The organism is Rhizobium johnstonii 3841, assembly GCF_000009265.1.
GTDB lineage: Bacteria > Pseudomonadota > Alphaproteobacteria > Rhizobiales > Rhizobiaceae > Rhizobium > Rhizobium acaciae.
In genome coordinates, this window is record NC_008379.1 from 296,906 (window position 1) to 322,823 (window position 25,918).

The 25,918-nt window shown below is 62.5% G+C and carries 22 protein-coding genes and 1 riboswitch; of the genes, 16 read left to right on the forward strand and 6 right to left on the reverse strand.

The window, feature by feature from the left end:
- Positions 1 to 270: 270 nt before the first annotated feature.
- From RL_RS27205 to RL_RS27240, 8 genes are all read left to right on the forward strand, one after another.
- The gene (locus tag RL_RS27205) at positions 271 to 849 is read left to right on the forward strand and encodes a GbsR/MarR family transcriptional regulator (RefSeq protein WP_041936794.1); all 579 of its coding nucleotides are present in this window, start codon (positions 271 to 273) and stop codon (positions 847 to 849) included.
- A gap of 4 nt (positions 850 to 853) precedes the next feature.
- On the forward strand, positions 854 to 2,599 hold the full coding sequence (cydD, locus tag RL_RS27210) for a thiol reductant ABC exporter subunit CydD (protein ID WP_011649792.1): 1,746 nt from the start codon (positions 854 to 856) through the stop codon (positions 2,597 to 2,599).
- Positions 2,596 to 4,284, forward strand: coding sequence for an amino acid ABC transporter ATP-binding/permease protein (locus tag RL_RS27215; protein ID WP_011649793.1), 1,689 nt, complete (start codon positions 2,596 to 2,598; stop codon positions 4,282 to 4,284). Before cydD ends, RL_RS27215 begins: the two co-directional genes overlap by 4 nt.
- A 75-nt stretch (positions 4,285 to 4,359) precedes the next feature.
- On the forward strand, positions 4,360 to 5,940 hold the full coding sequence (locus tag RL_RS27220; protein ID WP_011649794.1) for a cytochrome ubiquinol oxidase subunit I: 1,581 nt from the start codon (positions 4,360 to 4,362) through the stop codon (positions 5,938 to 5,940).
- 6 nt (positions 5,941 to 5,946) lie between these two features.
- Positions 5,947 to 7,101 (forward strand): cytochrome d ubiquinol oxidase subunit II, encoded by a 1,155-nt coding sequence (gene cydB, locus RL_RS27225; protein ID WP_011649795.1) that lies wholly within the window; start codon positions 5,947 to 5,949, stop codon positions 7,099 to 7,101.
- Positions 7,102 to 7,201: 100 nt separating this feature from the next.
- Positions 7,202 to 7,324 (forward strand): cytochrome bd-I oxidase subunit CydX, encoded by a 123-nt coding sequence (cydX, locus tag RL_RS37070; RefSeq protein ID WP_017957645.1) that lies wholly within the window; start codon positions 7,202 to 7,204, stop codon positions 7,322 to 7,324.
- 184 nt (positions 7,325 to 7,508) lie between these two features.
- On the forward strand, positions 7,509 to 7,787 hold the full coding sequence (locus RL_RS27235; RefSeq protein ID WP_011649796.1) for a CopG family ribbon-helix-helix protein: 279 nt from the start codon (positions 7,509 to 7,511) through the stop codon (positions 7,785 to 7,787).
- Positions 7,787 to 8,122, forward strand: coding sequence for a type II toxin-antitoxin system RelE/ParE family toxin (locus tag RL_RS27240; protein ID WP_011649797.1), 336 nt, complete (start codon positions 7,787 to 7,789; stop codon positions 8,120 to 8,122). The genes RL_RS27235 and RL_RS27240 overlap by 1 nt, the downstream gene beginning before the upstream one ends.
- Before the next feature lie 79 nt (positions 8,123 to 8,201).
- On the opposite strand, the gene RL_RS27245 is transcribed toward RL_RS27240, so the two are convergent.
- The 5 genes from RL_RS27245 to RL_RS27265 form a co-directional block, all read right to left on the reverse strand.
- Entirely contained in the window at positions 8,202 to 10,205 is a 2,004-nt protein-coding gene (locus RL_RS27245; RefSeq protein WP_011649798.1) for an aldo/keto reductase, read from the reverse strand.
- Positions 10,206 to 10,243: 38 nt separating this feature from the next.
- Positions 10,244 to 11,326: an ABC transporter ATP-binding protein gene (locus RL_RS27250; RefSeq protein ID WP_011649799.1), complete on the reverse strand. Its 1,083-nt coding sequence runs from the start codon at positions 11,324 to 11,326 to the stop codon at positions 10,244 to 10,246.
- Between the two features lie 12 nt (positions 11,327 to 11,338).
- Positions 11,339 to 12,175: a carbohydrate ABC transporter permease gene (locus RL_RS27255; RefSeq protein ID WP_011649800.1), complete on the reverse strand. Its 837-nt coding sequence runs from the start codon at positions 12,173 to 12,175 to the stop codon at positions 11,339 to 11,341.
- Positions 12,172 to 13,032, reverse strand: coding sequence for a carbohydrate ABC transporter permease (locus RL_RS27260; RefSeq protein ID WP_011649801.1), 861 nt, complete (start codon positions 13,030 to 13,032; stop codon positions 12,172 to 12,174). Before RL_RS27260 ends, RL_RS27255 begins: the two co-directional genes overlap by 4 nt.
- A gap of 89 nt (positions 13,033 to 13,121) precedes the next feature.
- Entirely contained in the window at positions 13,122 to 14,396 is a 1,275-nt protein-coding gene (locus tag RL_RS27265) for an extracellular solute-binding protein (protein ID WP_011649802.1), read from the reverse strand.
- An 86-nt stretch (positions 14,397 to 14,482) separates the two neighbouring features.
- On the opposite strand from RL_RS27265, the gene RL_RS27270 reads away from it, so the two are divergent.
- The 8 genes from RL_RS27270 to atzF all read left to right on the forward strand — a co-directional run bounded on the left by RL_RS27270 (position 14,483) and on the right by atzF (position 25,408).
- Positions 14,483 to 15,400 (forward strand): helix-turn-helix domain-containing protein, encoded by a 918-nt coding sequence (locus RL_RS27270; protein WP_028743461.1) that lies wholly within the window; start codon positions 14,483 to 14,485, stop codon positions 15,398 to 15,400.
- A 210-nt stretch (positions 15,401 to 15,610) separates the two neighbouring features.
- A riboswitch (guanidine-I (ykkC/yxkD leader) is annotated at positions 15,611 to 15,719 on the forward strand.
- A 74-nt stretch (positions 15,720 to 15,793) separates the two neighbouring features.
- Positions 15,794 to 16,867, forward strand: coding sequence for a putative urea ABC transporter substrate-binding protein (locus RL_RS27275; protein WP_011649804.1), 1,074 nt, complete (start codon positions 15,794 to 15,796; stop codon positions 16,865 to 16,867).
- Positions 16,868 to 16,932: 65 nt separating this feature from the next.
- Positions 16,933 to 17,751, forward strand: a complete 819-nt coding sequence (locus tag RL_RS27280) for an ABC transporter permease (protein WP_011649805.1) — start codon at positions 16,933 to 16,935, stop codon at positions 17,749 to 17,751.
- Positions 17,748 to 18,578, forward strand: a complete 831-nt coding sequence (locus RL_RS27285) for an ABC transporter ATP-binding protein (RefSeq protein ID WP_011649806.1) — start codon at positions 17,748 to 17,750, stop codon at positions 18,576 to 18,578. Before RL_RS27280 ends, RL_RS27285 begins: the two co-directional genes overlap by 4 nt.
- Positions 18,575 to 19,396 (forward strand): urea amidolyase associated protein UAAP1, encoded by an 822-nt coding sequence (locus RL_RS27290; protein WP_011649807.1) that lies wholly within the window; start codon positions 18,575 to 18,577, stop codon positions 19,394 to 19,396. The genes RL_RS27285 and RL_RS27290 overlap by 4 nt, the downstream gene beginning before the upstream one ends.
- An 11-nt stretch (positions 19,397 to 19,407) precedes the next feature.
- Positions 19,408 to 20,058 (forward strand): urea amidolyase associated protein UAAP2, encoded by a 651-nt coding sequence (locus tag RL_RS27295; RefSeq protein WP_011649808.1) that lies wholly within the window; start codon positions 19,408 to 19,410, stop codon positions 20,056 to 20,058.
- 3 nt (positions 20,059 to 20,061) lie between these two features.
- Complete coding sequence (uca, locus tag RL_RS27300) at positions 20,062 to 23,601, forward strand: urea carboxylase (protein WP_011649809.1); 3,540 nt, start codon at positions 20,062 to 20,064, stop codon at positions 23,599 to 23,601.
- 1 nt (position 23,602) lies between these two features.
- Complete coding sequence (gene atzF / locus RL_RS27305; RefSeq protein WP_011649810.1) at positions 23,603 to 25,408, forward strand: allophanate hydrolase; 1,806 nt, start codon at positions 23,603 to 23,605, stop codon at positions 25,406 to 25,408.
- A gap of 97 nt (positions 25,409 to 25,505) precedes the next feature.
- Here atzF and RL_RS27310 read toward each other — a convergent pair whose 3' ends face one another.
- The gene (locus tag RL_RS27310; protein WP_041936800.1) at positions 25,506 to 25,916 is read right to left on the reverse strand and encodes a VOC family protein; all 411 of its coding nucleotides are present in this window, start codon (positions 25,914 to 25,916) and stop codon (positions 25,506 to 25,508) included.
- Between the last annotated feature and the right edge of the window lie 2 nt (positions 25,917 to 25,918).

Below are 25,918 nucleotides of genomic sequence, written 5' to 3' on the forward strand. Positions count from 1 at the left end.
CAAAAACCAGGCGGCGGCCTAGACATCTCAATTCGACAGAACGCCCGGCATGCGTAACGCATCGCCGGGCGCCTTTCGTTGTCGCTGCAAAGCGCTACGGATTTGACCCAAGTCAAATTCAGCCGCGTCGTGTCCGGCTATATCTAGCCAACGATCAACGAAGGGACATCCAAATTGACGCAGGCCAGCCTTGCCGATTGCCGGAGGAACGCGAAGGTCGATATAGTGATTTCAGAAATTTCTGAAATCACAGACGCAACGGAAACGACCATGAACCTTCCGCCCCTCGTCCAGTCCTTCGTTCTCCACTTCGGCGAAATGGGGTCGCGCTGGGGAATCAATCGCACGGTCGGCCAGATCTATGCCCTGCTCTTCGTCTCGCCCGAGCCGATCTGCGCCGAGGAAATCGCCGAGTCGCTCGGCATCTCGCGCTCCAATGTTTCGATGAGCCTGCGCGAACTGCAGGCCTGGAACCTCGTCATCTTAAAACACAAGCCGGACGACCGCCGCGATTTCTTCACCACGCCGGACGATGTCTGGCACATATTGAGGACGCTTGCCGAGGAGCGGAAGAAGCGTGAAGTCGATCCGACGCTGTCGGTTCTGCGCGAAATCCTGATGCAGCGGCCGGCCAGCGACGCCGAGCGCCACGCGCAGGAGCGCATGAGCGAGATGCACACGCTGATCGAGCAGCTGACGCATTGGTATGAAGACGTAAAACAACTTGAAACAGAAAGGCTCGCAACGCTACTCTCGCTGGGCGCGAAAGTGACCAAGCTTCTGGAGGCCAAGGACCGGGTCGTTTCGCTCGGCCGCAGCCGCCGGCCAAATCCTGCGAACAAGAGTTAGCGCCATGGGCATTGCTTTCTTCGACGCGAGGGACGGACGGGGCGCCGAGCCGGTGCCGAACGGTGATACTGTCTCGCCTGTCGCCGGCCCCGATGATGCGAAAGGCGGGCTGCGCAGAGCAGCGATGCTGCAGGCACTGGCCGCCGCCGTCTGGGTCCCGCAGGCCGCATTGTTGGCCGTCTCGGTCGACCGCATCGCCGATGGCGGCGGATTGTATGACGTTCTCTGGCCAGCACTCGGCATCCTTCTTCTCGGATTTGCAAGAAGCTGTCTCGACGCGGCCGGCGGCCGCCTGGCTTTTCAAGCCGCCCGTGCCGAGCTCAGCCGCCGGCGGCAGATCGCCACGGCGGCACTTTCGATGTCGTCACCGGTCGATCGTAGCCGGCCTGCCTCGGGCAAAGCCGCAAGTGTCATTGGCGAACAGGCCGAACTGATCGTGCCCTACCTCGCCCGTTTCCAGCCGGCACGCATGAAGGCGAGCCTCGTGCCGCTCATTATCCTTGCCTTCATCCTGCCGGTCTCCTGGATCGCCGCGCTGGTTTTGCTATTTGCCGCGCCGCTGATCCCGATTTTCATGGCGCTGATCGGCTGGCGTGCTCAGGCGGCCAGCGAAAGGCAACTCGTCGCGACCGGCGGCCTTAACGGCTTCCTGCTCGATCGGCTGCGCGGACTGGCGACCATCCGTGCGCTCGACGCTGTCGATGCAACGGCACTGCGCCTGCGGTCGGAGGCGGAGTCGCTGCGTACGCGCACCATGGCGGTGCTGAAGATCGCTTTTCTGTCCTCGGCGGTGCTCGAGCTTTTCGCCGCGCTCGGCGTGGCGATGATTGCCGTCTATGTCGGTTTCAGCCTGCTCGGCGAGATCCGCTTCGGCACTTGGGTAGGCCGGCTCGACCTGACAGAAGGACTGTTCATCCTGCTGCTCGCACCGGCCTTCTTCGAGCCTCTGCGCGAACTCTCGGCCGTCTGGCATGATCGGGCGGCTGGCGAAGCCGCGCTGAAGGCACTGGACACCCTCGCTGCCGGCGGCCTGTCCATTCGAGGAGCAGCCGACGTCGCGCCTGCGGTATCTGCCGTCGCCGAAGCGCCGCCGATCCGCATTGAGAATGTCGATTTCCGCTACGCCGCCGCCGAGCCGTTGATCCTTGACGGTTTCAACCTCGATATCGCTGCCTGCGAACATCTGGCGCTTCTCGGCGCCAGCGGTTCCGGCAAGTCGACGCTTCTTTCGCTGATTTCAGGACTGGCGCCCTGCACCGGCGGTCGCATCGTCATCGGCGGCATCGAACTTGCCGATGACAGCGCCCACGCCTTGCGCGCCAGCATGGCATGGATCGGCCAACGACCGCATATTTTTGCTGGCACCATCGCCGGCAATATCGCGCTCGGCAGGCCTGGTATCCTGCGCGGCAACCTGATGGATGCGCTCGACGCAGCCAGGCTCGGAAAAGTCGCTGCCGCCTATGGCAACCGGCCGCTCGGCGAAGGCGGGATCGGACTTTCCGGTGGCGAGGCGCTGCGGCTTGCGATCGCGCGGGCCGCCTGCAATCCGCATCTCCGGATTATCCTGGCCGACGAGCCGACCGCACATCTCGACGCCGCCACCGCCGCCGAGGTGACCGAGAGCCTGCTTTCGCTCGCCAGGGGCCGCACTTTGATCGTTGCAACCCACGATCCGCGGCTTGCCGCCCGCATGCATCGTGCCATGTGCGTCGATGCCGGCATCGTTATCAGAGAGGCCGCCGAATGAGCGGATTTGCTGCAGACCTCAAGCCGATCCTGCGTCTGTTCCTTGCCGAGCGCCGGGGTGCGCTGCTGCTCGGCGCAGCACTTTCGGCGGCGACGGTGACGGCGGGCATCGCCCTGCTTGGCCTGTCCGGTTGGTTCATCACCGCCACCTCGCTCGCAGGGCTTTCGGCCGCTGCCATCACCTTCGACGTCTTTGCGCCGTCAGCCGGCATCCGCCTGCTCGCCATCGTTCGTACGGCCGCGCGCTACGGCGAAAGGCTTGCAACCCATGACGCAACGCTCGGCGTGCTCGCCGCCCTGCGCGAACGGCTGTTTCGCAGCTTTGCCGAACCGGGTGCTGCCCGCGCCCTGTTGCATCGTCCCGCGCGGCTGCTCTTCCGGCTGACGGCCGATATCGATGCGCTCGATTCCCTCTACCTGCGCATCCTGGTGCCAGCTGCGGTCGCGATCGGTGCAGCACTGGCGGCAAGCCTCGTGCTGGGGCTGATGCATCCCGTGTTCGGCCTGTGCTTCGGCCTTTTTCTCGCCGGCGCCGGCCTCTGCCTGCCGTTGATCGCGGGGCGGGTGGCGCGCAAACATGCCCGCAGTCGCGCCCATGGCATCGAGGCGCTGCGGTCGCGAACGATCGATCTCGTTGCCGGCCAGACCGATCTGCTGATGGCCGGCCGGCTTGCTGCGCAGAGAAGTGCGATCGCTGCGGCCGATCGTTACGCCGGCCGCGCCGACGATCAGTTGAACCGCGTCGAGACCGGCCTGACATTCGGCTTCGGCCTTGTCTCAACCCTGCTGCTGACGGCATCGCTGCTTGCCGTCGCGGTCCTTGCGGAAACGAAGGTGATTACCGCTCCTGTCGCCGTACTCGGCCTGCTCGTCGCCTTTGCGGCAGTCGAACCCTTCGCGGCGCTGCGCCGCGGTGCCCTGGAACTTGGGCGGACGTTGCTTGCGGCAAGGCGCATCGCGCCACGGCTTGCAGTCGCGGCTGCACCCGAACCATTGGTGGCGCCGTTGCCGAGATGCGCTTTTTCGCTGGCGAAGGTTTCAGCCTTCCATGAAAACTCCGCCGTCCCGGCGCTCGAGGATATCGAACTTGCGCTTCAACAGGGCGAACGCCTCGCCGTCATCGGCAGCAGCGGTGCCGGCAAGTCGAGCCTGCTTGCTCTCCTTTCCGGCGAATTGTCGGCAAGGACGGGAAATGTTGCCGCGATGACAGCGACGCTGCTCACGCAGCGGACAGAACTTTTCGAGGACAGCCTGCGCGGCAACCTGCTCCTTGCAAACCCGGATGCGAACGAGGCCCGTCTTCGCGAAGCGCTCGCCGCCGCCGGCCTGCTTGCCGATATCGAGGCCATGGCGCGGGGGATCGATACCCGGCTCGGCGAAGGCGGACTCGGCCTTTCCGGTGGCCAGTCGCGCCGGCTGGCGCTTGCCCGGCTCTTCCTCCGCGATACGCCGCTCTGGCTGCTCGATGAGCCGACCGAGGGACTTGACGGCGCCACCGCCCGCGACGTGCTCTGCCGTCTGTCGGCAATGGCGACGGGCCGCTCGTTGGTGATCGCCACGCATATCCGCCGGGAGGCGGCGATCGCAGACCGCATCGCCGTCATCGAAGGCGGTCGCATCACAGAAATTTCGCGCCGCGGAGAGGCGGCGTTCGAAAAGGCGCTCGACCGGCTTCGGCCGGACTGAGCGAACTGCATGCCCTCACGCGCCGGTCGGCGCTGAGGAACGCCCTGTACCCCGTGGGACCGTGGGAGAAAGACAATGGAACTAGATATCGTCGCGTTATCGCGCTTCCAATTTGCGCTGACGGCGCTTTACCACTTCCTGTTCGTGCCCTTGACGCTCGGCCTGTCCGTGCTCTTGGCGATCATGGAAACCGTCTATGTCATGACCGGCCGCCAGATCTGGCGGCAGATGACAAAATTCTGGGGCACGCTGTTCGGCATCAATTTCGTGCTCGGCGTCGCCACCGGCATCGTCATGGAATTCCAGTTCGGCATGAACTGGAGCTATTACAGTTATTATGTCGGCGACATCTTCGGCGCTCCTCTGGCGATCGAGGGTCTGATGGCCTTCTTCCTCGAGGCGACCTTCGTCGGGCTGTTCTTCTTCGGCTGGGACAAGCTGTCGAAGGTCGGCCATCTCATGGCCACCTGGGCGGTGGCGATCGGCTCGAACTTCTCAGCCCTCTGGATCCTGATTGCCAATGGCTGGATGCAGAACCCTGTCGGATCGGCGCTCAATCCGCAGACGATGCGCATGGAGATCACAAGCTTCTTCGATGTGGTCTTCAACCCCGTTGCCCAGGCGAAATTCGTCCACACGGTATCGGCAGGCTATGTCTGCGCCTCGATCTTCGTGCTCGGTGTTTCTGCCTGGTATATCCTCAAGGGGCGACATATCGAGCTTGCCAAGCGCTCGATGACAGTCGCCGCCTCCTTCGGCCTCGCCTCGGCGCTTTCAGTGGTCGTGCTTGGCGACGAGAGCGGCTATCTCGCCACCGAGAACCAGAAGATGAAGCTCGCCGCGATCGAGGGCATGTGGAAAACCGAGCCGGCGCCAGCGGCCTTCACCGCCTTCGGCTTCCCCGATCAGGAAGCGCGCGAAACGCATTTTGCCGTGCACATCCCCTGGGTCATGGGCCTGATCGGCACGCGGTCGCTGACCACCGAAATCCCCGGTATCGACAAGCTCGAACAGCAGGCCGAAAGCCGGATCCGCGACGGCATCAAGGCTTACGACGCGCTGATGCAGATCCGCGCAGTACCGGCACAGGGTCAGGTTGCGCAGGAAGTGCGCGCTTCCTTCGAGGATCTCGGCCATGATCTCGGCTACGCTCTTCTTCTGAAGCGCTATGTCGACGATCCACGCCAGGCGAGCGACGAGCAGATCGCTCAGGCTGCGCGTGATACGATCCCGCACGTGCCGACGCTCTTCTGGTCCTTCCGCATCATGGTTGGTCTCGGTATTTTCTTCATCCTGCTGACCGCCACCTTCTTCTGGCTGTCGGCGCGCCGCCATCTCGATAAGTATCCACTGCTTCTCAGAATTGCCGTGCTGGCGATCCCCCTGCCCTGGGTCGCCATCGAGCTCGGCTGGGTCGTCGCGGAGTTCGGCCGCCAGCCCTGGGTGATCGAAGGCGTGCTGCCGACGGCGGCCGCCGTCTCCAGCCTCGGCGCCGGCACCGTGCTTCTGACGATCATCGGTTTTGCGGCACTCTACACGACGCTGATCGTCATCGAGATGGGCCTGATGATCAAAGCGATCAAGCAAGGACCGGAGCCGGACGACGAGCCGGAAGCGATTCTGATTTCCGAAACCCTCGTCCCGGCCGCGGAGTGACCTGCCATGATCCTTCACGAACTCATCGACTATGAAACCCTGCGTGTCATCTGGTGGCTGCTGCTCGGCGTCCTGCTGATCGCTTTTGCGACGACCGGCGGCTTCGATCTCGGTGTCGGCACGCTTCTGCCTTTCGTTGCCCGGACCGATACGGAACGGCGCGTGGCGATCAACACCATCGGCGCCACCTGGGAGGGCAACCAGGTCTGGCTGATCCTCGGCGGCGGCGCCATCTTCGCCGCCTGGCCGCCGCTTTATGCGGTCTCCTTCTCGGGCTTCTATCTGGCGATGTTCGCGATCCTCTTCGCGCTCATCCTGCGCCCGGTCGGTTTCAAATACAGGTCGAAGCGGGAAAGCGCCAATTGGCGCAATGGCTGGGACTGGGCGCTCTTCATCGGCGGCTTCGTGCCGTCGCTGATCTTTGGCGTCGCCGTCGGCAATGTGCTGCAGGGCGTGCCCTTCCGCTTTGCCGACGATATGCGGATCTTCTACGAAGGCTCGTTCTTCGCGCTGCTCAACCCATATGCTCTGCTCTGCGGCCTGCTTTCCCTAGCCATGCTGACGATGCATGGTGCGGCATGGCTGGTGTTGAAGTCGAGTGGTCCGGTCGCGGAGCGCGCCAGAAGCTATGGCAGCATCGCCGCCCTTGCCGTTATTCTGCTTTTCGCACTCGGCGGCCTCTTCCTGTGGATCGGCGACGGTGGCTATCGCATCACCAGCGATATCAGCCCGATCGGCCCTTCCAATCCGCTTTTGAAAACCGTGGCGCTGGAGAAAGGCGCATGGCTTACCAACTACACCGCCCATGCGTGGATGATCATCGCGCCCGTCCTCGGCTTCGCCGGCGCGGCACTGGCCTTCATTGCCATGCGTGCAAGGCGCGAGGTCATGACGCTGCTCTTCAGCAAGGTCGCGATCTTTGGCATCATCTCGACGGTCGGCCTGTCGATGTTCCCGTTCATCCTTCCCTCCTCGCTCGATCCGCGATCGAGCCTGACGGTCTGGGATGCATCCTCCAGCCATATGACGCTGTTCATCATGCTGGTCGTGACGGTCATTTTCCTGCCGATCATCCTTGCCTACACAGCCTGGGTCTACAAGGTTCTGTGGGGCAAGGTCGACGAGAAATCCGTCACCGACAAGAACAGTCACGCCTACTAGAGCGATTCAGTAGAACCGCTCTAACCTTTTGTTTTTACGCAATTCCGGACGGAAAACCGCTTCGCACTTTTCCTGGAATTGCTCTGAGGGAGACGAAATGATGTGGTATTTTGCATGGATCCTCGGCCTGCCGCTGGCCGCCGCCTTCGCTGTCCTCAACGCCATGTGGTACGAACTGATGGACGACGCAGCCAGGAAGAAAGCTTCCGAGCCGCGCAAGTAGAAATGCAGGGGGCGCGGCTCAAACCGCGCCCCTTACCTAAATTTGTCATCGGCGGAATGGGCAGCATCGTCCTTCCCAGAACTTGGTGCCGCTGAAGCATCGCGCTACCGCGAGGCTCAAGGCGTCTTGACTTCGCCTGGGTTTGGGTTACCGTGTAATTCGCTGTATTACGGAGCGATAAATCATGCTGAACAGTGAAAAATCTCAGGTTTCTCTGAGGCTGCCCACGTCCCTGGTTTCGGAGTTCGATCGTATCGCCGCAATTCTCGAACGTGATCGTACCTGGGTAATGCAGAAGGCGCTCAGTCAATATCTTGCAATTGAAGGGGCCGAAATCCTTGCAGATGCTCGAGGTCTCGATGAACTGGATCGAGGGGACAGCGTCGATCTGGAGGACGTGCTTGAGAAGGCTCGCGCAATCGTCGATGCCGCCGAATATCGACGCCGTATGCGGGTGGGTTGATGCCTCGCATTCGCCTTTCCAAAAGTGCAGAACGTTGGTTTTTGAGTAGGATTGCCGAACTCGCAGAGGTTAACCCAGCCGCCGCAAGGAAACTCGTTGAACGCCTGGAAAGGCAAAGAGAGCTTCTTTCATCGTTTCCCCAAATGACCGAAAGGGGAATCCTGGAAGGAACGCGCAAGGTGAGTATGCCTCCCTTCGTGCTGACTATTCGCTCGCGAGACGGCGTTGTTGAAATTGCGGCAATCAGAGATGCACGGCAGAAGGATGCTTACGCTCCAGTCGAGATGCTGTCCGTAGACGACGATGATGAAATCCACCAAGCGAAACACCCCTGATAACCGAGGTTACAAGGGGTGTTGATGAAGCAATGGCTAAGAGGGCTGCCGGCTCGCACCGCGCCCTTTGCCTGTCTCGTCAGCCTTCCAGCCACTTCACCTGCTCAGGCGTCAGCCTGATGTCGAGCGCCGAGAGGCTGTCTTCCAATTCGGCGACGGTGCGTGGCCCGATCAGCGGAATGACCGGGAAAGGCTGGGCGATCACATAGGCGAGCGCGATGTGGATCGGATTGCGGCCGAGTTTGTTGGCAAGCTCGATAGCGCGGTCGCGGCGTCCGAAGTTGCGCTCGGAATACCAGACCCGCACGATCTCCTCGTCATCTCGCTTGTCGCGACCGGCGCGGTCGGTAAAGAAGCCGCGGCCCTGGCTCGACCAGGCAAAGTTCGGGATCTGCTTCTCGTTCAGCCACTTTTTCCAGTCGTCATCGGAAGCGGCAACGCAACCGGCCCAGATCGGATCGAGCATCTCGGCGAGCGAGAAGTTGTTGGAGAGTGCTGCCGGCGCCGTCTTGCCCGTCTTTTCGGCATAGGCGATCGCCTCGTCGAAGCGCGCCCGCGTCCAGTTCGAGCCACCGAATATGCCGCGGATGCGCCCGCGCTTGACCTCGGCATCCATGGCATCGACGAACTCGCCGACGGGCACGCCGGTATTGTCGCGATGCATGAAATAGATGTCGACATAGTCGGTCTTCAGCCGAGAAAGCGACTGGTCGAGCTGCTTTGCGATCATATCGGGATAGCAGAGCGGCGAATGGGCGCCCTTGCCGATCAGCACGATCTCCTCGCGCGGCACCTTGCGGCTCGTGTGCCAGTCGCCGAAGATCGCCTCCGTCTTGCCGCCGCCATAGACATAGGCCGTGTCGAAGGCATTGCCGCCGGCTTCGTAGAAGGCGTCGAGCGTCAGCGAGGCGGAGGCAAAATTCGGGAAGAACTCGAAGCCGAGCGTCACCACCGAGGCCGGCTTGGAAATGCCTGGAATCTGACGCTGCGGAACGCTGTTGCCGCGCGCGACCGTGCCGCCGGCAATGTTTGCCGTGCGCTTGCTGGCTTTTTCCACCCCATATTCAAGACCGACCGAGGCACGCCATTGGTCGAGTACACGCAGGTTTCCGATCGAATCTGCCCAGCTCATGCCGGGAGAACTGAATTCGGTCTTGCCGGCGCGGATGGCATCGCCGGCCGCGTCCGCCTCGAAGGAATAGAGCCAGCGATCCTCCCTGAGTTCGACGGTTTCTCGGCTGCCGCCCTTGAAGATCTCGATCTTGCCGACGCCGCCCTTGTGACCGGAGGCAAACCAGAAGTCCTGGACCTCGATCCGGCCTTCCGAGCCGATGATCCGCAGCACATTGTCCTGCTGCGCCATGATCGAGCAGGAGACTTCGGCGATGATCTCGTTCGGGAACTTGAGCACGGCAGACGCCCATTCATCGACGCCGCTCTCTCCGAGATGAGCGACGCCCGAGACCTTCTCCGGTTCGAGGAAGGCCTTGCCCTCCGCGGCGCCTGATATCAGTCTGGCCATCGAGACCGGATAACCGCCGACATCGAGAATGCCGCCGCCGGCGGTGTCGTTGGCGAAAAGCCGGTGTTCGGGCTTATAGCTGCCCATATTGAAGCCGAAGCTCGAGCGGATGATGCGGACGGTGCCGATGACGCCGCTTTTGACAAGTTCGACCAGCTTCTCCGTCTGCGGATGCACGCGGTACATAAAGGCCTCGCCGGCAAAGACGCCGGCTTTTTTCGCCTCGTAGTAAACTGCCTCGGCATCGTAGGCCGAGAGCGCGATCGGCTTTTCCACCAGGATGTGCTTGCCGGCGCGTGCCGCCTTGATCGCCCATTCGGCATGGCCGGTGTGGGGGACGGCGATATAGATCGCATCGATCTCCTTGTCTGAGAGCAGCGCCTCATAGCCATCGACGATGCGGGCGCCGGGAAAACCTTCGGCAAGGCCCGGCTTCGCGGGATTGCGGGTAGCGATCGCCACCAGTCTGCCGGTGCGCGAATGGGCGACGCCATCGGCAAAGGTGCGGGCGATGGTGCCGGGGCCGATGATGCCCCAGCGGATCGGTTGATCTGAAGTCATGGAAAGTCCTCTTTCGTCTTTCTGTCCTGGGATTTGGTTCAGCGAAGGCGTTTACCGGCGCCGTCGAAAAGGAATGTACGGATTGCCGGAAGGCCGACCGTCAGCGTTTCGCGATTGCCGGCGACGCGTGATTCCGGCCGCTCGATGATCAACTGCTCGGGGCCTATGGTGGCGTAGATGTAACTGGTATTGCCGAGATGTTCGGCGACGTCGATGGTGACGGTGAGGTCGGCATCGCCCGTGCCCGCATCGACGAAATGTTCGGGACGGATGCCGAGCGTCACTTTTGCGCCGGCTTCGATGGGATCGGCGACCGGCAGCGTCAGGCGGGTATTGGCGTCGCTTTCCAGCGCGATCACCGCCCTGCCCGGCTGCGTCTCAGCCACCACGGCCTTGAGAAAATTCATCTTCGGCGAGCCGACGAAGCCGGCGACGAACTGATTGGCGGGATCGTCGTAGAGGTCGAGCGGTGCGCCGATCTGCTCGATATTGCCGGCGCGCAGCACGACGATCCTGTCGGCGAGGGTCATCGCCTCCGTCTGATCATGGGTGACGTAGATCATCGTCGTGCCGAGCTGTTTGTGCAGCCTCGAGATTTCGACGCGCATCTGCACGCGCAGTTCGGCATCGAGGTTCGACAAGGGTTCGTCGAACAGGAAGACCTGTGGTTCGCGGACGATAGCGCGGCCGATTGCGACACGCTGGCGCTGGCCGCCGGAAAGCTGCTTCGGCCGGCGCTTCATCAACTCGGTGATCTGCAGGATCTCGGCGACATGGCGCACGCGCCGCTCGGTGTCGGCTTTCGGATTGCCGTTCATGCGCAGGCCGAAGCTCAAATTTTCCTCGACGGTCAGGTGCGGATAGAGCGCATAGGACTGGAAGACCATGGCGATGCCGCGATCGGCCGGCTCGACGTCGTTAACGACCCTGCCGCCGATCTGAAGCTCGCCTGACGTAATGTCCTCGAGGCCGGCGATCATCCTGAGCAGCGTGGACTTGCCGCAGCCGGAGGGGCCGACGAAGACGACGAATTCGCCGTCCTTCACCTCCAGATTGGCGCCGTGGATGATCTCAAAGCCGCCGAAGCGCTTGACGATGTTGCTGAGTGAAAGCTCTGCCATGCAGCCTCCCGATTATTTAATTGCGCCGGCCGCGATGCCGGCGATGAAATGGCGCTGAAGAGCCACGAAGATGACGAGGATCGGCGCCGTCAGCAGTACCGCGCCGGCCATGATGCCGCCCCAGGAGACCTTGGTGAGGCCGATCAGCGTTCCCAATGCCACAGGCGCCGTCATCATCCCCGGTCTGGAATTGATCAGCAGCGGCCAGAGGTAATTGTTCCACGAGTGCAGGAAGAGAATGATCGCCAATGCCGCCATGGTCGGGCGCGCCAGCGGCAAGGCGATGCGCAGGAAGATCTGCCATTCCTTGACGCCCTCGACCCGGGCCGCATCGAAGAGCTCGCCCGGCATCATCGAGAAGGATTGCCGCATGAACAGCACGCCGAGCGAATTGAACAGCGGCGGCACGATCAGAGCTACCCAGGTGTTTGCCAGCTTGAACTCGCGTGCCACCATGATGAATTGCGGAATGACGACCACGGAGAAGGGAAGCGTGATCGTGCCGAGGATGATGGCGATGACGACGGAGCGGCCGACGAAACGGTAACGTGCCAGTGCCCAGCCGGCCATCGAAGTCAGCAGCACCGAGAGCACTGTATAGATCAGCGCGACGCCGATGGAGATCACCATTGCCCCGATGAAATCGGTATCGGCCTGCAGGTTTTTGAAATTCTCGACGAAGTTGGTCGATGGCCAGAGCACGATGTCAGGGCTGAAGATGCCGTTGTCGGGCATGGTCGAGAAGACAAACATCATCCAGAGCGGAAACAACCAGATGAGAGCAAGGGGCGCCAGTGCAGCGTGCAACGCGATCTGGCGCAGCAGAAGCGATTGGGATTTGGATTTCATTTCGGATCCCTCCCGACCCAGAGATTGAGAAGCGAGATCGACACGGCAAGGGCAGCCATCGTATAGGCGATCGCCGAGGCATAGCCGAAGTTCAGCGAGGTGAAGCCCTGGCGATAAAGCAGCAGGCCGAGGGTCTCGGTGCCGCCGCCGGGACCGCCGCGATTGGTGATGAGGAAGGGCTCGGTGAAGAGCTGCATGGTGCCGATCACCGAGAGCACGACGCAAAATAGGATGATCGGTTTCAGGAGCGGCAGGGTGATGTGGAAGAACTGCTGGACCTTGCTCACCCGGTCGAGCGTCGCCGCCTCGTAGACATCATCGGGAATCGACTGCAGGCCGGCGAGAATGATGATGGCGTTGTAGCCTGCCCAGCGCCATGTGACGGCGAGGATGATCAGCGCCATGGCGGCATTGGCATTGTCGAACCAGGAGACCGGGCTGAGACCGACGGCCGAGATCAGCTTGTTGATGATGCCGAAATCGAGGCTGAACATCAGCCGGAAGACGGCGGCATAGGCGACCTCGCCGACGACGACAGGCGCAAAGAAGGCAAAGCGGAAGAGCGGCCGCGCTTTCAGCAGCGGCGAATTGAGCATGACGGCCATAACGGTCGCAAGCGCGATCATGACAGGCACCTGGATCACCAGGATGATCAGCGTGTTGTAGAGGGCATTGTAGAAGGCCGGGTCGTAGAAGAGCCGGCCCCAATTGGCCTGGAAACTATATTTCCACGGGTTGATGCGGGTGTTCTGAAAGGAAATCAGGAACGAATTGATGATCGGCCAGACCCAGAAGGTGGCAAAGATCAGCAGATAAGGGGCGAGGAACGCATAAGCGCTCCGGGTTCTGAACGGCATCGAGCCTCCTCCTCACAAAAACCAATGAATGGTCGCCCGCCTCGCACGGCGGGGGGAAGCCGGGCGCCTCAAGCGCCCGGCTTCGTCATTCACTGCGCGATCGGAAGGCCGGTCGCCGAAGCGATCTGGTTGGCGGCATCGTCGAGAGCCGCCTTCGCATCGGGATAGCCGCCGGAGAAGAACTTCGTCTGCGTCGCCTTGAAGATGGCTTCGGCATCGCTCTGGAAGGCGGTGCCGCGGCTCGGCACGATCTTCGGCAGCGTCGCCAGGATATCGGCCCAGACCTTCTGACCGCCCCAATAAGGCTGCGGTTCGTTGACGAAGGGATCTTGTACGGCCGAGAGCAACGATGGCACCAGACCGAATTCCTTCAGCATCGTAACCTGACCCTCATTCGTGCCGAGGGCGTAGTTGACGAATTTCCAGGCGGCTTCCTTATTTGCGGAGGTCGCCGAAATAGCGAGCGACGAACCGCCGAGATTGGCGGCATGCGGGCCATCGGCCGTCAGGCTCGGCATTTTGTAGACGCCCCACTTGCCCTTGAGATCGGGCGAGGTCGAGCGGACGGTGCCCTCGTACCAACCGCCATACAGCTGGCTCGCGGCCTTGCCGGCGGTATTGGCCTGGATCTTTTCGTCCCAATTGGCCGCCGTCAGCGTGCCGGCATCCTTCATTTCCTTCACCTTTTGCAGTGAGGAAACGCAGGCCGGCTGGTTGATGGTGATATTCTGGCCGTCGGCCGAGTAATAGCCGCAGCCCTGTTCATTGGCGATCATGCGAAACCATTCGCTGTCGCCATTGAAGTCCGCCTGCGCCATCACGGTGCCGGGGTTGGCGGCGGAAATCTTCTTGCCGGCGGCAATAAAGTCGTCCCAGGTATTGATCGTGCTCGGGTCGACGCCGGCCTTTTCGTAGAAATCGCGGCGATAGAAGACGGCGACAGGGCCGGAATCCCACGGCATGGCATAGGCGACATCGCCGACCTCAAGCTCGGTGCGCTTGAATTCAGGGAATTTCGCCTGAATGTCGGCCGTGTAACCGAGCTCCTTCAGATTGGCGAAGCAATCCGGGAAACGGCTCCAGAAGATCTCGGCCTCGAAGTTTTCGATGGTGACGATGTCGGGCAAGCCGTCGCCGCCGGCGGCGCAGGCAGCCAGCGTCTTATCGAAGACCTGACTGTTGCCAAGATCCTCGACGGTGATCTTGATATCGGGAAACTGTTTGTTGAAGCCTGGAAGCGTGGACTTCAATGCCGACGCGGCGACATTCCAGCTCCAGATGGTGAGATTGGCCGACTGCGCGTATGCGGAGCCGGAAGCAAGCACTGCGACAGCTGCGGTCGCAGTGAGAAGTTTGAAGCGCATTGAAAATCCTCCCTTTTCAATTGCCGATCTTTCACGAACGCGGTTAGACTATCTGTAAGGGAGCGGGTGTCTCCTAAAAAGGGAACATGAATTTGGCGGAAAGTAAGGTCGGCACACGTGCAATCTATCAGCCCGGCGCGAGCAGCATCGAGGGTTTGCCGACAGCGCTGCAGATGTTTCATGCCCATCCGCCTGTTATGGCCATGCCGCACTGGCACGCGCAGGTCGAAGTCAACTACGTGATGCGCGGCACCGTGCACTACCGGATGAGCGATCACGAATTCCGGCTGAACGCCGGCGAAATGTGCCTCTTCTGGGGTGGTCAGCCGCATCAGATGGACGAATCCTCAGACGATTCGCTCTATGCCGGCGCCCATCTGCCGCTCGTCTATTTCTTTCGGCTGCGCCTGCCGATCAGCGTTTCCAGCCGGCTTATGAAGGGTGAGACGCTACTGACCTCGGCAACGGATGCCGCCGACAACGAAAACTTCACCCGCTGGTTCCGCTACGCCAACTCCGGCGATGCCGCCAAGGCCCAGCATGCTGTAGACGAGCTGCTGCTGCGCATCGAACGGATCGCGCTCGAACCCTATTCGATGACGTCGCAGGCCGTCATCAGTCTCGAAGGTGATCACCCGTACCCGCATTCCTCGCGCAGCGTCGCGCGCATGTGTGATTTCATCGCTGCCAATTTCCTGCACGACATCGATTCGGTCGATATCGCCCGCGCCGCCGACCTGCATCCGAAATATGCGATGAACCTGTTCAAGCGATCGACCGGCATGACGCTCAGCAAATACGTGACGCTGCTGCGGCTGTCGCGCGCCCAGGCGATGCTGATGAGCGAGGGCGCCAATGTGCTGCAGGTGGCGATGGACAGCGGCTTCGGCTCGATCAGCGCCTTCAACAAATCCTTCCGCCATATCGCCGGCATGTCGCCGTCGGACTTCCGCCGTGATATCCGGCTGGTGACGACGGTCCCGGCCGGGGCCTTCCGGAACTAGCTCAGATAGAGTTGCAACGCGGCGTTCTGCGTGGTGTGCCTGCTGCTTTTTCACTGGGCAAAAAAGAACCGCCGCCTAAGGTGGCGGCAGAATACGCACATTTTCTGTGCAAGTGCATGCACTATTGTATTTGCCAGGGAATTGATGCCATCTCACTCTCAATAAAATCAATGATTTATAATTTGGCACGCACTTTGCTTCGTTAGTTGCAGAGTTGGTGGCTAGGGTTCCGGCGTCGCAAGACGTGGCTGGTCCGAGAGCTGCCACCGGCAGGGGAGACATCCTGCCGGGTGCACGGCGGGACAAAAGCCCGGGAGACCTCGTAAGCCAAGGGATTGGCGGCACGATGGTCATTGCCGATCCCTTTTGAAGAAAAGCAAAAGGGGAATTTCAATGCAGACTTTTTCGAAGATTCTATCGATGACCGCACTGACGGCGTCCCTGGCGCTCGGGCTCGGCTCCATCGCCAAGGCCGAACAGAAGACCGATTTCAAGGTCGCCTGGTCGATCTATGTCGGCTGGATGCCCTGGGGTTATGCTGCTGATCACGGCATCGTCAAGAAATGGGCCGACAAATACGGCATCAAGATCGAGGTCACCCAGTTCAACGACTACGTCGAATCGATGAACCAGTACACGGCCGGCGCCTTCGACGCCGTGACGCTCACCAATATGGACGGCCTGTCGATCCCGGCCGCCGGCGGCGTCGATACGACAGCCGTCATCGTCGGCGACTTCTCGAACGGCAATGATGCGGTCATCCTGAAGGACAAGGCGAGCCTTGCCGACATCAAGGGCCAGAACGTCAATCTCGTCGAATTTTCCGTCTCGCATTATCTGCTGGCCCGCGCGCTCGAAAGCATCAAGCTGACCGAGCGTGACGTCAAGGTGGTCAACACGTCCGACGCCGACATGGTCGCCGCCTACAAGACGGCAGATGTCACCGCCGTCGTCACCTGGAACCCGCTGGTCTCGACCATCCTCGAGGAGCCCACGGCCAAGAAGGTTTTCGACAGCTCGCAGGTCCCGGGCGAGATCATCGACCTGATGGTCGCCAATTCAGGCGTGCTCAAGGACAATCCGAATTTCGGCAAGGCGCTCGCCGGCATCTGGTATGAAACCGCCGCTCTCCTGACGGCCGACAGCGCCGACGGCAAGGCTGCCCGCGAGGCGATGGGCCAGGCATCCGGCACCGATCTGAAGGGCTACGAATCCCAGTTGGCCGTCACCAAACTTTTCGACAAGCCGGCCGATGCCGTTGCCTTCACGGCCTCGGACGGCCTGCCGAAGACGATGGATCTCGTCCGCAACTTCCTGTTCGAGAAGGGCCTGCTCGGCAATGGCGCGCCGTCGGCCGACGTCATCGGCATCGAAATGCCCAACGGCAAGATCCTCGGCGATAGCGGCAACGTCAAGCTGCGCTTCACCGAGACCTACATGAAGGCGGCCGCCGACGGTTCGCTCTGAGCGATGTCCAAGCAGCGGTGCGGTCCTGACCGCGCCGCCCAATCTTCATCAGCGGAGCTTTCCTCATGCGCTGGATCAACACGAGGCCGAGCCGGGGCGCGCAGCTTGCCTTGACGCTGCTGCCTTTCGTGCTGCTGATCGTTGCCTACACGGTCGGCTCGGCCGCACGGCTGGCGGAAAACGCCAACGACAAGCTGCTGCCCGGTTTTGCCGGTTTTGCCGATGCGATCGACCGCTTTGCCTTCGTCGCCGATCCGCGCACCGGCCAATATCTGCTCTGGTCCGATACGGGCGCGAGCTTGATACGGCTGTTTGCCGGCCTCGGCATCTCCACGATCACCGCGCTTGTCATTGGCATGCTGATCGGCATGCTGCCTTATCTGAGAGCGCTGCTCTCCCCCTTCGTCGCCGTTATCTCGATGGTGCCGCCGCTGGCGTTGCTGCCGATCCTCTTCATTGCCATGGGGCTCGGAGAAGCCTCGAAGATCGCGCTGATCGTCATCGGCGTTGCGCCGACGATGATCCGCGACCTTGCGCTGAAGGCGCTGGAGCTGCCGCGCGAACAGATCGTCAAGGCGGAAACGCTCGGCGGCTCTTCCTGGCAGATCGGCCTTCGTGTCGTGCTGCCGCAGATCCTGCCGCGGCTGATCACCTGCCTCAGGCTTCAGCTCGGTCCGGCCTGGCTGTTCCTGATCGCGGCCGAGGCGATCTCGTCGGATTCCGGCCTCGGCTACCGCATCTTCCTCGTCCGTCGTTATCTCTCGATGGACATCATCTTTCCCTATGTCGTCTGGATCACGCTGCTCGCCGTGATCATGAATTATATCCTCGATCGCATCCGCATTGCTGTCTTCCCCTGGTCTGAGCTGGAGAAGCAGGCATGAGCGAGTTGGTGATCGAAAAGGTCTGGAAAGAGTATGGCGACCAGATCGTCCTCGAAGACGTGTCGCTGACGGTCGCTTCGCGCGCCTTCGTCGCCCTTGTCGGTCCTTCCGGTTGCGGCAAGTCGACGTTCCTGCGCATGCTGCTCGGCCAGGAGCGGCCAACGCGAGGAACGATCCTGCTCGACGGGCAAGCCCTGCCGCAGGAGCCGGGGCCGGATCGCGGCGTCGTCTTCCAACGCTACTCCGTCTTCCCGCATCTGACCGTCCTCGGAAACGTGCTGCTCGGGCGGGAACTCTCGGCGTCCCGCTACAAGGCGAAACTCTTCGGCACCGCCCGCCGCAACGCCATCGACGAAGCCCGGCGGCTGATTGCCGAAGTCGGTCTTTCCGGCGCCGAGGGCAAATATCCGGCGCAACTATCAGGCGGCATGCAGCAGCGCCTGGCGCTGGCGCAGGCCTTGATCATGAAACCGAAAGTGCTGCTCCTCGACGAGCCCTTCGGCGCGCTCGATCCCGGTATCCGCGCCGAAATCCACACATTGATGAAGCGGCTCTGGCACGAAACGCAGATGACCGTCGTCATGGTGACGCACGACATGCGGGAGGCCTTCACGCTGGCAACGCGCGTCGTCGCCTTCGAGCGCAAGCGCGACCGCCCGGAGGAAAAGGAGCGCTACGGCGCGACGATCACCAAGGACATTTCCATCTGGCCGCCGAGGCTCGCCGGCGCGCCCTCCGTCTTCAGCCCCGACCGGGACGGCCCGGTCATTTCTCTGGGCCTTCGCCGGGACGACCCGGCTTCCAGTCCGTCAGGAGAAAAACCATGATGCATGTCAGACGTTCGCCCGAAGAAATTGCCGCTAACCGGCAGCGCTATGAGGAACATCAGAAGAAGGGGCTGGAATTTGCCCCTAAGGCCCTGCCGGCGCCGAGCCCCCTTCCCGCCCCCGCAATCGATGCGGCTGCGATCGTCCATCAGGAAACCATTCCCGGCGGCTGGTACTGGTCGACCGCGCTGAAGCGCGGCGAGGCTCTCCGCATCGATCAGGGTGAAGGCGGATCGACCGTGGCGCTCGTCGCCTGGAACTCTGGCGATACGAGTGAACGGCTCAATCTCGTCGATACGGTCAAGGTGCAGTGGACAACCGGCCTCGGCAAGGGCCGCGTCATCTTCTCGGATATGGGCCGGGTGATGTTTTCGCTGATCGAGGATAGTTCCGGCGCCCATGACTGCCTGATGGGTGGCTCGACGGCAGCTTCGAACGCTGCAAAATATCCTGGCGTCAAGACCCGCAACACCCGCGACAATCTCGTGCTCGTCGCCGGCAAGCTTGGTCTCGAACGACGCGACATTCCTGCGATTCTCAATCTTTTCGCCCCCGTCCGCGTCGACGATGACGGCTGCTTCCACTGGCGCGGCAAGCTCTCCAACAGCGGCGACTATGCCGAGCTGCGCGCCGAGATGGACATGATCGTCGGCTTCTCCAATTGCCCGCATCCGCTCGATCCTGACCCGGTCTATGCGCCGAAGCCGGTGATCGTCACGCGCTTTCGTGCGCCTGCGCCTACAGTCGACGACCTCTCGCACTCGGCAACCGCCGAAGCTCTTCGCGGCTTCGAGAACAACGCCGCCATGTTGGCCTGAGGGGGATGACGATGACCAATTTCATCAATACTTCAGCTTCGCACAGCCTCGAAAACGCCGTGCAGGATCATTTCATCCCGGCCGAAGCGCCATGGTCCGGCATCGTCCGCAAAGGCCAGACCATCCGCATCGAGGACAGCTACGGCCAGCAGGCGATCGATACGCTGTTTTATCGCGCCGATGATTTTGCCGAGCGTTATTCCAACCAGGATACGATGCGGGAGCAGGGTGGCGCCTATATCGGCACCGGCACGAAGATCATCTCGAACGAGGGCAACGTCATGCTTGTCATGACGGCCGACAGCTGCGGCCGGCACGATACATCAGCCGGCGCCTGCTCCTGCGAGAGCAATACCGTGCGCTTCGGCCACGGCACCAAATACCTGCATGCCTGCCGCGACAATTTCGTGATCGAGGTGACAAAGCACGGCATGAGCAAGCGCGACATCGTGCCGAACATCAATTTCTTCATGAATGTGCCGATCAAGCCGAACGGCGAGATGACCATCGTCGACGGCATTTCCGCGCCCGGCGACTATGTCGAACTGGTGGCGGAAATGGACGTGCTCTGCGTCATCTCCAATTGCCCGCAGATCAACAATCCCTGCAACGGCTTCGATCCGACGCCGATCCGGGTGCTGATCTGGGACGGCGAGGACTGATCGATGTTCACCAAGGTCCTTATCGCCAATCGCGGCGAAATCGCCGTCCGGGTTATCCGGACATTGAAGAGGATGGGCATCGCCTCGGTCGCCGTCTATTCCGATGCCGACCGGTTCTCGATGCCGGCGCTGACCGCCGACGAGGCAATGCGCCTCGGACCGGCGCCAGCCGCTGAGAGCTATCTCAACGTCGATGCCGTCATCGCCGCCTGCAAGGCGACGGGAGCACAGGCCGTGCATCCGGGCTATGGCTTTCTCTCAGAGAATATCGGCTTTGCCGAGCGGCTCGCCGCCGAAGGTATCGCTTTCATCGGCCCGCGGCCGGAGCATCTGTCGGCCTTCGGCCTGAAGCACACGGCGCGCGAACTGGCAAAGGCGAGCGGCGTGCCGCTGCTGCCCGGCACCGATCTCTTGCAGAGCGTCGAAGAGGCGCTTTCGGCCGCAGAAACCGTCGGCTATCCCGTCATGCTGAAGAGCACGGCCGGCGGCGGCGGCATCGGCATGCAGCTCTGCGCCGATGCAGCGGGCCTCACGGCCTCTTTCGAAAGCGTGCAACGGACCGCGCGGGCCAGCTTCGGCGATGCGCGCGTCTACATCGAGCGTTTCGTTGCCGAAGCGCGCCATGTCGAGGTGCAGATCTTCGGCGACGGCAAGGGCGGCGTCATCGCGCTCGGCGAACGCGACTGCTCGCTGCAGCGCCGAAACCAGAAGGTGGTCGAGGAAACCCCTGCTCCCGGCCTTTCTGCCGAAACGAGGGCGCGGCTGCACAAGGCGGCGGTCGATCTGGGACGCTCGGTCTCCTATGAATCGGCCGGCACCGTCGAATTCATCTATGATCCTCAGCGCGAGGAATTCTATTTCCTCGAGGTCAATACCCGGCTGCAGGTCGAGCATCCGGTGACGGAAGCCGTCTTCGGCATCGATCTCGTCGAATGGATGATCCGGCAGGCGGCGGGCGAGGACGTGCTTTCGGGTGCGAATGCCCTGACGCCGAAGGGTGCGGCGATCGAGGTGCGGATCTATGCCGAGATGCCGCACGCCGATTTCCGCCCGAGCGCCGGCCTGCTGACCGAGGTCGTCTTCCCGGACAATGCCCGCGTCGACGGCTGGATCGAGACGGGAACCGAGGTGACGCCGTTCTACGACCCGATGCTTGCCAAGCTGATTGTGACGGCGGAAGACCGGCCGGCGGCGATCGAGAAGCTGAAGGCAGCGCTTGCGGCGACATCGATATCGGGCATCGAGACCAATCTCGATTATCTCAGGGTGATCGCCGCTTCCGAACTGCTTGCCGGCGCCAAGGTGGCGACGACGGCGCTCCGCGATTTCGCCTTCGTTCCCGATGTCGTCGAGGTGCTTGCGCCGGGTGCCCAATCGAGCATTCAGGAACTTCCGGGCCGGCTCGGCCTCTGGCATGTCGGCGTGCCGCCGAGTGGTCCGATGGACGAGCGCTCCTTCCGCCATGCCAACCGGCTGGTCGGCAATGCCGACGTGACGGCTGCACTCGAATTGACGGTTTCCGGCCCGACATTGCGGTTTTATGCCGACCAGACGATCGCGCTTGCCGGCGCCCGGATGGCGATGACATGTGACGGCATAAAGTTGCCGCACGATGCGCCAGTACTGATCCGCGCCGGTCAGATTCTATCGATCGGCACCATCGATGGACCGGGGCAGCGCGCCTATCTTGCTGTCGCGGGCGGTTTTGCCGCACCCGTTGTGCTCGGTTCGCGCGCGACCTTCGGCCTCGGCCAGTTCGGCGGTAACGCCACCGGCACGCTGAAGACAGGGCACGTGTTGCATTTTGCCCGGCAGGCGCCAGCCGAACCGGCCAGACCGGCAACGGAGCCGGCCGCCTTGACGCGCGAATGGGATGTCGGCGTGGTCTACGGCCCGCACGGCGCGCCAGATTTCTTCGTGGACAGCGATATCGAGACGCTGTTCTCGACGGCCTACGAAGTGCATTTCAACAGCGCCCGCACCGGCGTTCGCCTCATCGGCCCGGCCCCGGTTTGGGCGCGCCACGATGGCGGCGAGGCGGGGCTGCACCCCTCCAACCTGCACGACAATGCCTATGCGATCGGGGCGATCGATTTCACCGGCGACATGCCGATCATTCTCGGTCCTGACGGTCCGAGCCTTGGCGGCTTCGTCTGCCCGGCGGTGATTGCCCGCGACGAGCAGTGGAAGATGGGCCAGTTCAAGCCCGGCGACCGCATCCGTTTTCATGCAGTCGTGCGGGCGGAAGACCCGATCGCTGGTCCAGCGGTACGGCGGGTCGCGGAAGAGACGGGTTCGCCGATCGTCGGCACCAGCGAGGACGGACCGGTTTCGGTCGTCTATCGCCGCCAGGGCGACGACAACCTGCTCGTCGAATACGGGCCGATGACGCTTGATATCGCGCTTCGGCTGCGGGTGCATCTGCTGATGCAGGCGGTCATCGAGGCTCGCCTTCCCGGCATCGTCGACCTTACCCCCGGCATCCGTTCCCTGCAGATCCATTATGACGGCACGCAGCTGACACGCCGGCGCCTGCTGGGGCTGCTCTGCGAGATCGAGGCGACGCTTCCGGCAGCCCAGGAGGTCACGGTGCCGAGCCGCATCGTGCACCTGCCGCTTTCCTGGAACGATCCGGATGCGGAGCTTGCGATGCGCAAATATCAGGAGCTGGTGCGCCCGAATGCGCCCTGGTGCCCGTCGAATATCGAGTTCATCCGCCGCATCAACGGTCTTCCCGACGAACAGGCCGTCCGCGATATCGTCTTTGATGCCAGCTACCTGGTGCTGGGACTCGGCGATGTCTATCTCGGCGCGCCCGTTGCGACCCCGACCGATCCGCGCCACCGTCTCGTGACGACGAAATACAATCCCGCCCGCACCTGGACCCCGGAAAATGCCGTCGGCATCGGCGGCGCCTATATGTGCATCTATGGCATGGAAGGACCGGGCGGCTACCAGCTCTTTGGCCGTACTATTCAGGTCTGGAACACTTGGCGGGAGACGCCGGCCTTTGCCAAGGGAAAACCTTGGCTGCTGAACTTCTTCGACCAGATCCGTTTCTTCCCGGTCAGCAATCAGGAGCTGACGGAGGCGCGCGCCGCCTTCCCACACGGGGGCTATCCGATCAGGATCGAGGAGACGGAATTCTCCTATGCCGCTTACGAGAAGGAATTGCAGGCGAATTCGGCGTCGATCGGCCGTTTCAAGGCAACGCAGCAGGCCGCCTTCGATACTGAGCGCCAGCGCTGGAAGGAAGCCGGGCTCGACAGCTTCGTCACCGATGAAGGCACGGGCGAAAGTCCGGATTGGGATATTCCCGACGGCTGCTTCGGTGTTGCCAGCGCCGTGCCCGGCAATATCTGGAAATTGCTGGTCGAGCCGGGTGCCTCGGTTGCGGCCGGCGATACACTCGCCATCATCGAATCGATGAAAATGGAAATCAACGTCACCGCCCATGCGGCAGGCCGCGTCCGCGACCTGCGCGCCGGGCCGGGAAGAAACGTCAAAGCCGGCGATATCATCGTCGTTCTGGAGGAATGCTGACATGCTGCCGACCATCCTCGATCTTTCAAGCCTTCGCGCCGCCTATCAATCCGGCCTGACGCCGCTCGACGCCATCGAAGAGGTGATCGCGCGGCGTGCCGCCTCGAAAGATCCGGCAATCTTCATCACCACGGTGCCGGATGAGGAGCTGCGTGCCGCCGCGAAAGCCTTGATGGCACGCGCGCCTGAGGCAAACAGCCTGCCGCTCTGGGGCGTGCCCTTCGCGGTCAAGGACAATATCGATGCCGCCGGCCTGCCGACGACGGCCGCCTGCCCGGCATACGAATATCGGCCGGAAGCGGACGCTACCGTCGTTGCGCGGCTGAAGGCAGCCGGCGCCATCATCATTGGCAAGACCAATCTCGACCAGTTCGCGACCGGCCTCAACGGCACGCGCTCGCCCTATGGCGCGCCGCGTTCGGTCTTCGATGCGGCCTATATCTCCGGCGGCTCGAGCTCCGGTTCTGCCGTCACGGTTGCTTCCGGCCTTGCGGCCTTCGCACTCGGTACCGATACGGCGGGCTCCGGCCGGGTGCCGGCTGCCTTCAACAATCTGGTCGGTATCAAGCCGACGCCGGGTCTCTTGCCGAATACCGGCGCCATACCGGCCTGCAAGAGCGTCGACTGCATCACGATCTTTGCCGCGACCGTCGGCGACGGTGTTGCGATCCGCAAGGTCGCCGAAGGCTTCGATACCGCCGATGCTTTCTCGCGTCGCGCCAAGCCGGCGAACCTGCCGGTATCGGGCTTGCGCATCGGCGTTCTCACCGGCGCCGAGCGGGAATTCTTCGGTGACAAGGAGGTGGAGGCGCTCTACGACCAGGCGATCGAGCGGGCCAAAGCGCTCGGAGCGACGATCGTGCCTTTCGATTACGCGCCATTCCGCGAGGCGGCCGCCCTTCTTTATGAGGGGCCGTGGGTCGCCGAACGCCTGGCGGCGGTCGAGACCTTCCTCGCCGCCAACGCCGCCGATTTCGACCCGACGGTCAGGGGGATTATCGAAGGCGCCAAGGGCAAGACCGCGGTCGAGGCCTTCAACGGCCGCTACCGGCTGGAAGAATTGCGTCGCAAGACCGAGGCCGAATGGGAAAAGGCCGATGTGCTTCTGCTGCCGACCGCACCGACCACCTACACCGTTGCGGACATGCTGGCCAATCCCGTCGTGCTCAACGGCCGCCTCGGCCGCTATACCAATTTCGTCAACCTCCTCGATTGCGCGGCGATCGCCGTTCCGGCCGGCTTCGGCAAAGGTGGGCTGCCGGGCGGCGTTACCGTCATCGCACCTGCCTTCACCGACGATGCGCTGGCGCCGCTTGCCGATGCGCTGCATCGCGCAGCAGGTTCCGGCATGGGCATCGACCGGCAGGCGGCGATCCCCGAAGTAAGCCGTGTTGTCCCTGGCGATGACGGTTTCATCGAAATCGCGGTCGTCGGTGCGCATCTGACCGGCATGCCGCTCAATCACGAACTGGCAGGCTCCGGCGGGCGTCTGGTCAAGACCTGCCGCACGGCCGGCGATTATCGCCTCTTCGTCTTGCCCAATACCACGCCACCGAAACCGGGGCTGCTGCGCGAACCCGGCCATAAGGGTCAGGGGCTGGAGGTCGAGGTCTGGGCACTGCCGGCCGATGCTTTCGGCAGGTTCGTCCAGAAGATTCCGGCACCCCTCGGCATCGGTAAGCTCACGCTCGAAGACGGTTCCAGCGTCTCCGGTTTCGTCTGCGAGGCCCATGCGGTGAAAGGTGCCGAGGAAATCACCGCGCTTGGCGGCTGGCGCAACTATATCAGCGCCAAGCTGGCGAGCTGAGGAGAGTCTTGCATGGCGGCAAAACTCATCCGGCGCCTGATCGATCTGCTGCGGGACGGTCTGACCGCCCGCAGCGAAGCGATCGGCAGCACCTGTGTCAGCCCCGGCGACTCTGAGAGCGTTCGGCAAGCTCGACGATAATGCCGTCGGGATCGCGAACGAAGGCGATCTTGTTCAGCATCTCGGAGTGGACCGCGAAGCGCGGCCGCTCCTTGATCTCGACGCCCGCCTGTTCAAGGCGGGCGAAGGTCTCTTCGACATTGTCGAAACAGAAGGTGAGGTGCCGGACGCCGGCCGTATCGTCAGGCACGTCGACCGCCGTCGACGCGCCGCCGGGCGGCGCAAAGACCTCGAGCATGCCGCCGCCTGCATCGAGGAACGCGACCTGCATGCCATTCGCCATTGTCTTGCGCAGCACGAGGCTGAGGCCGAGCAGGCCACAGTAGAAATCGACGGTGCGGTCCATGTCACTGACCGTCATGCCGACATGCTCGAAGGATTTCAGCATGG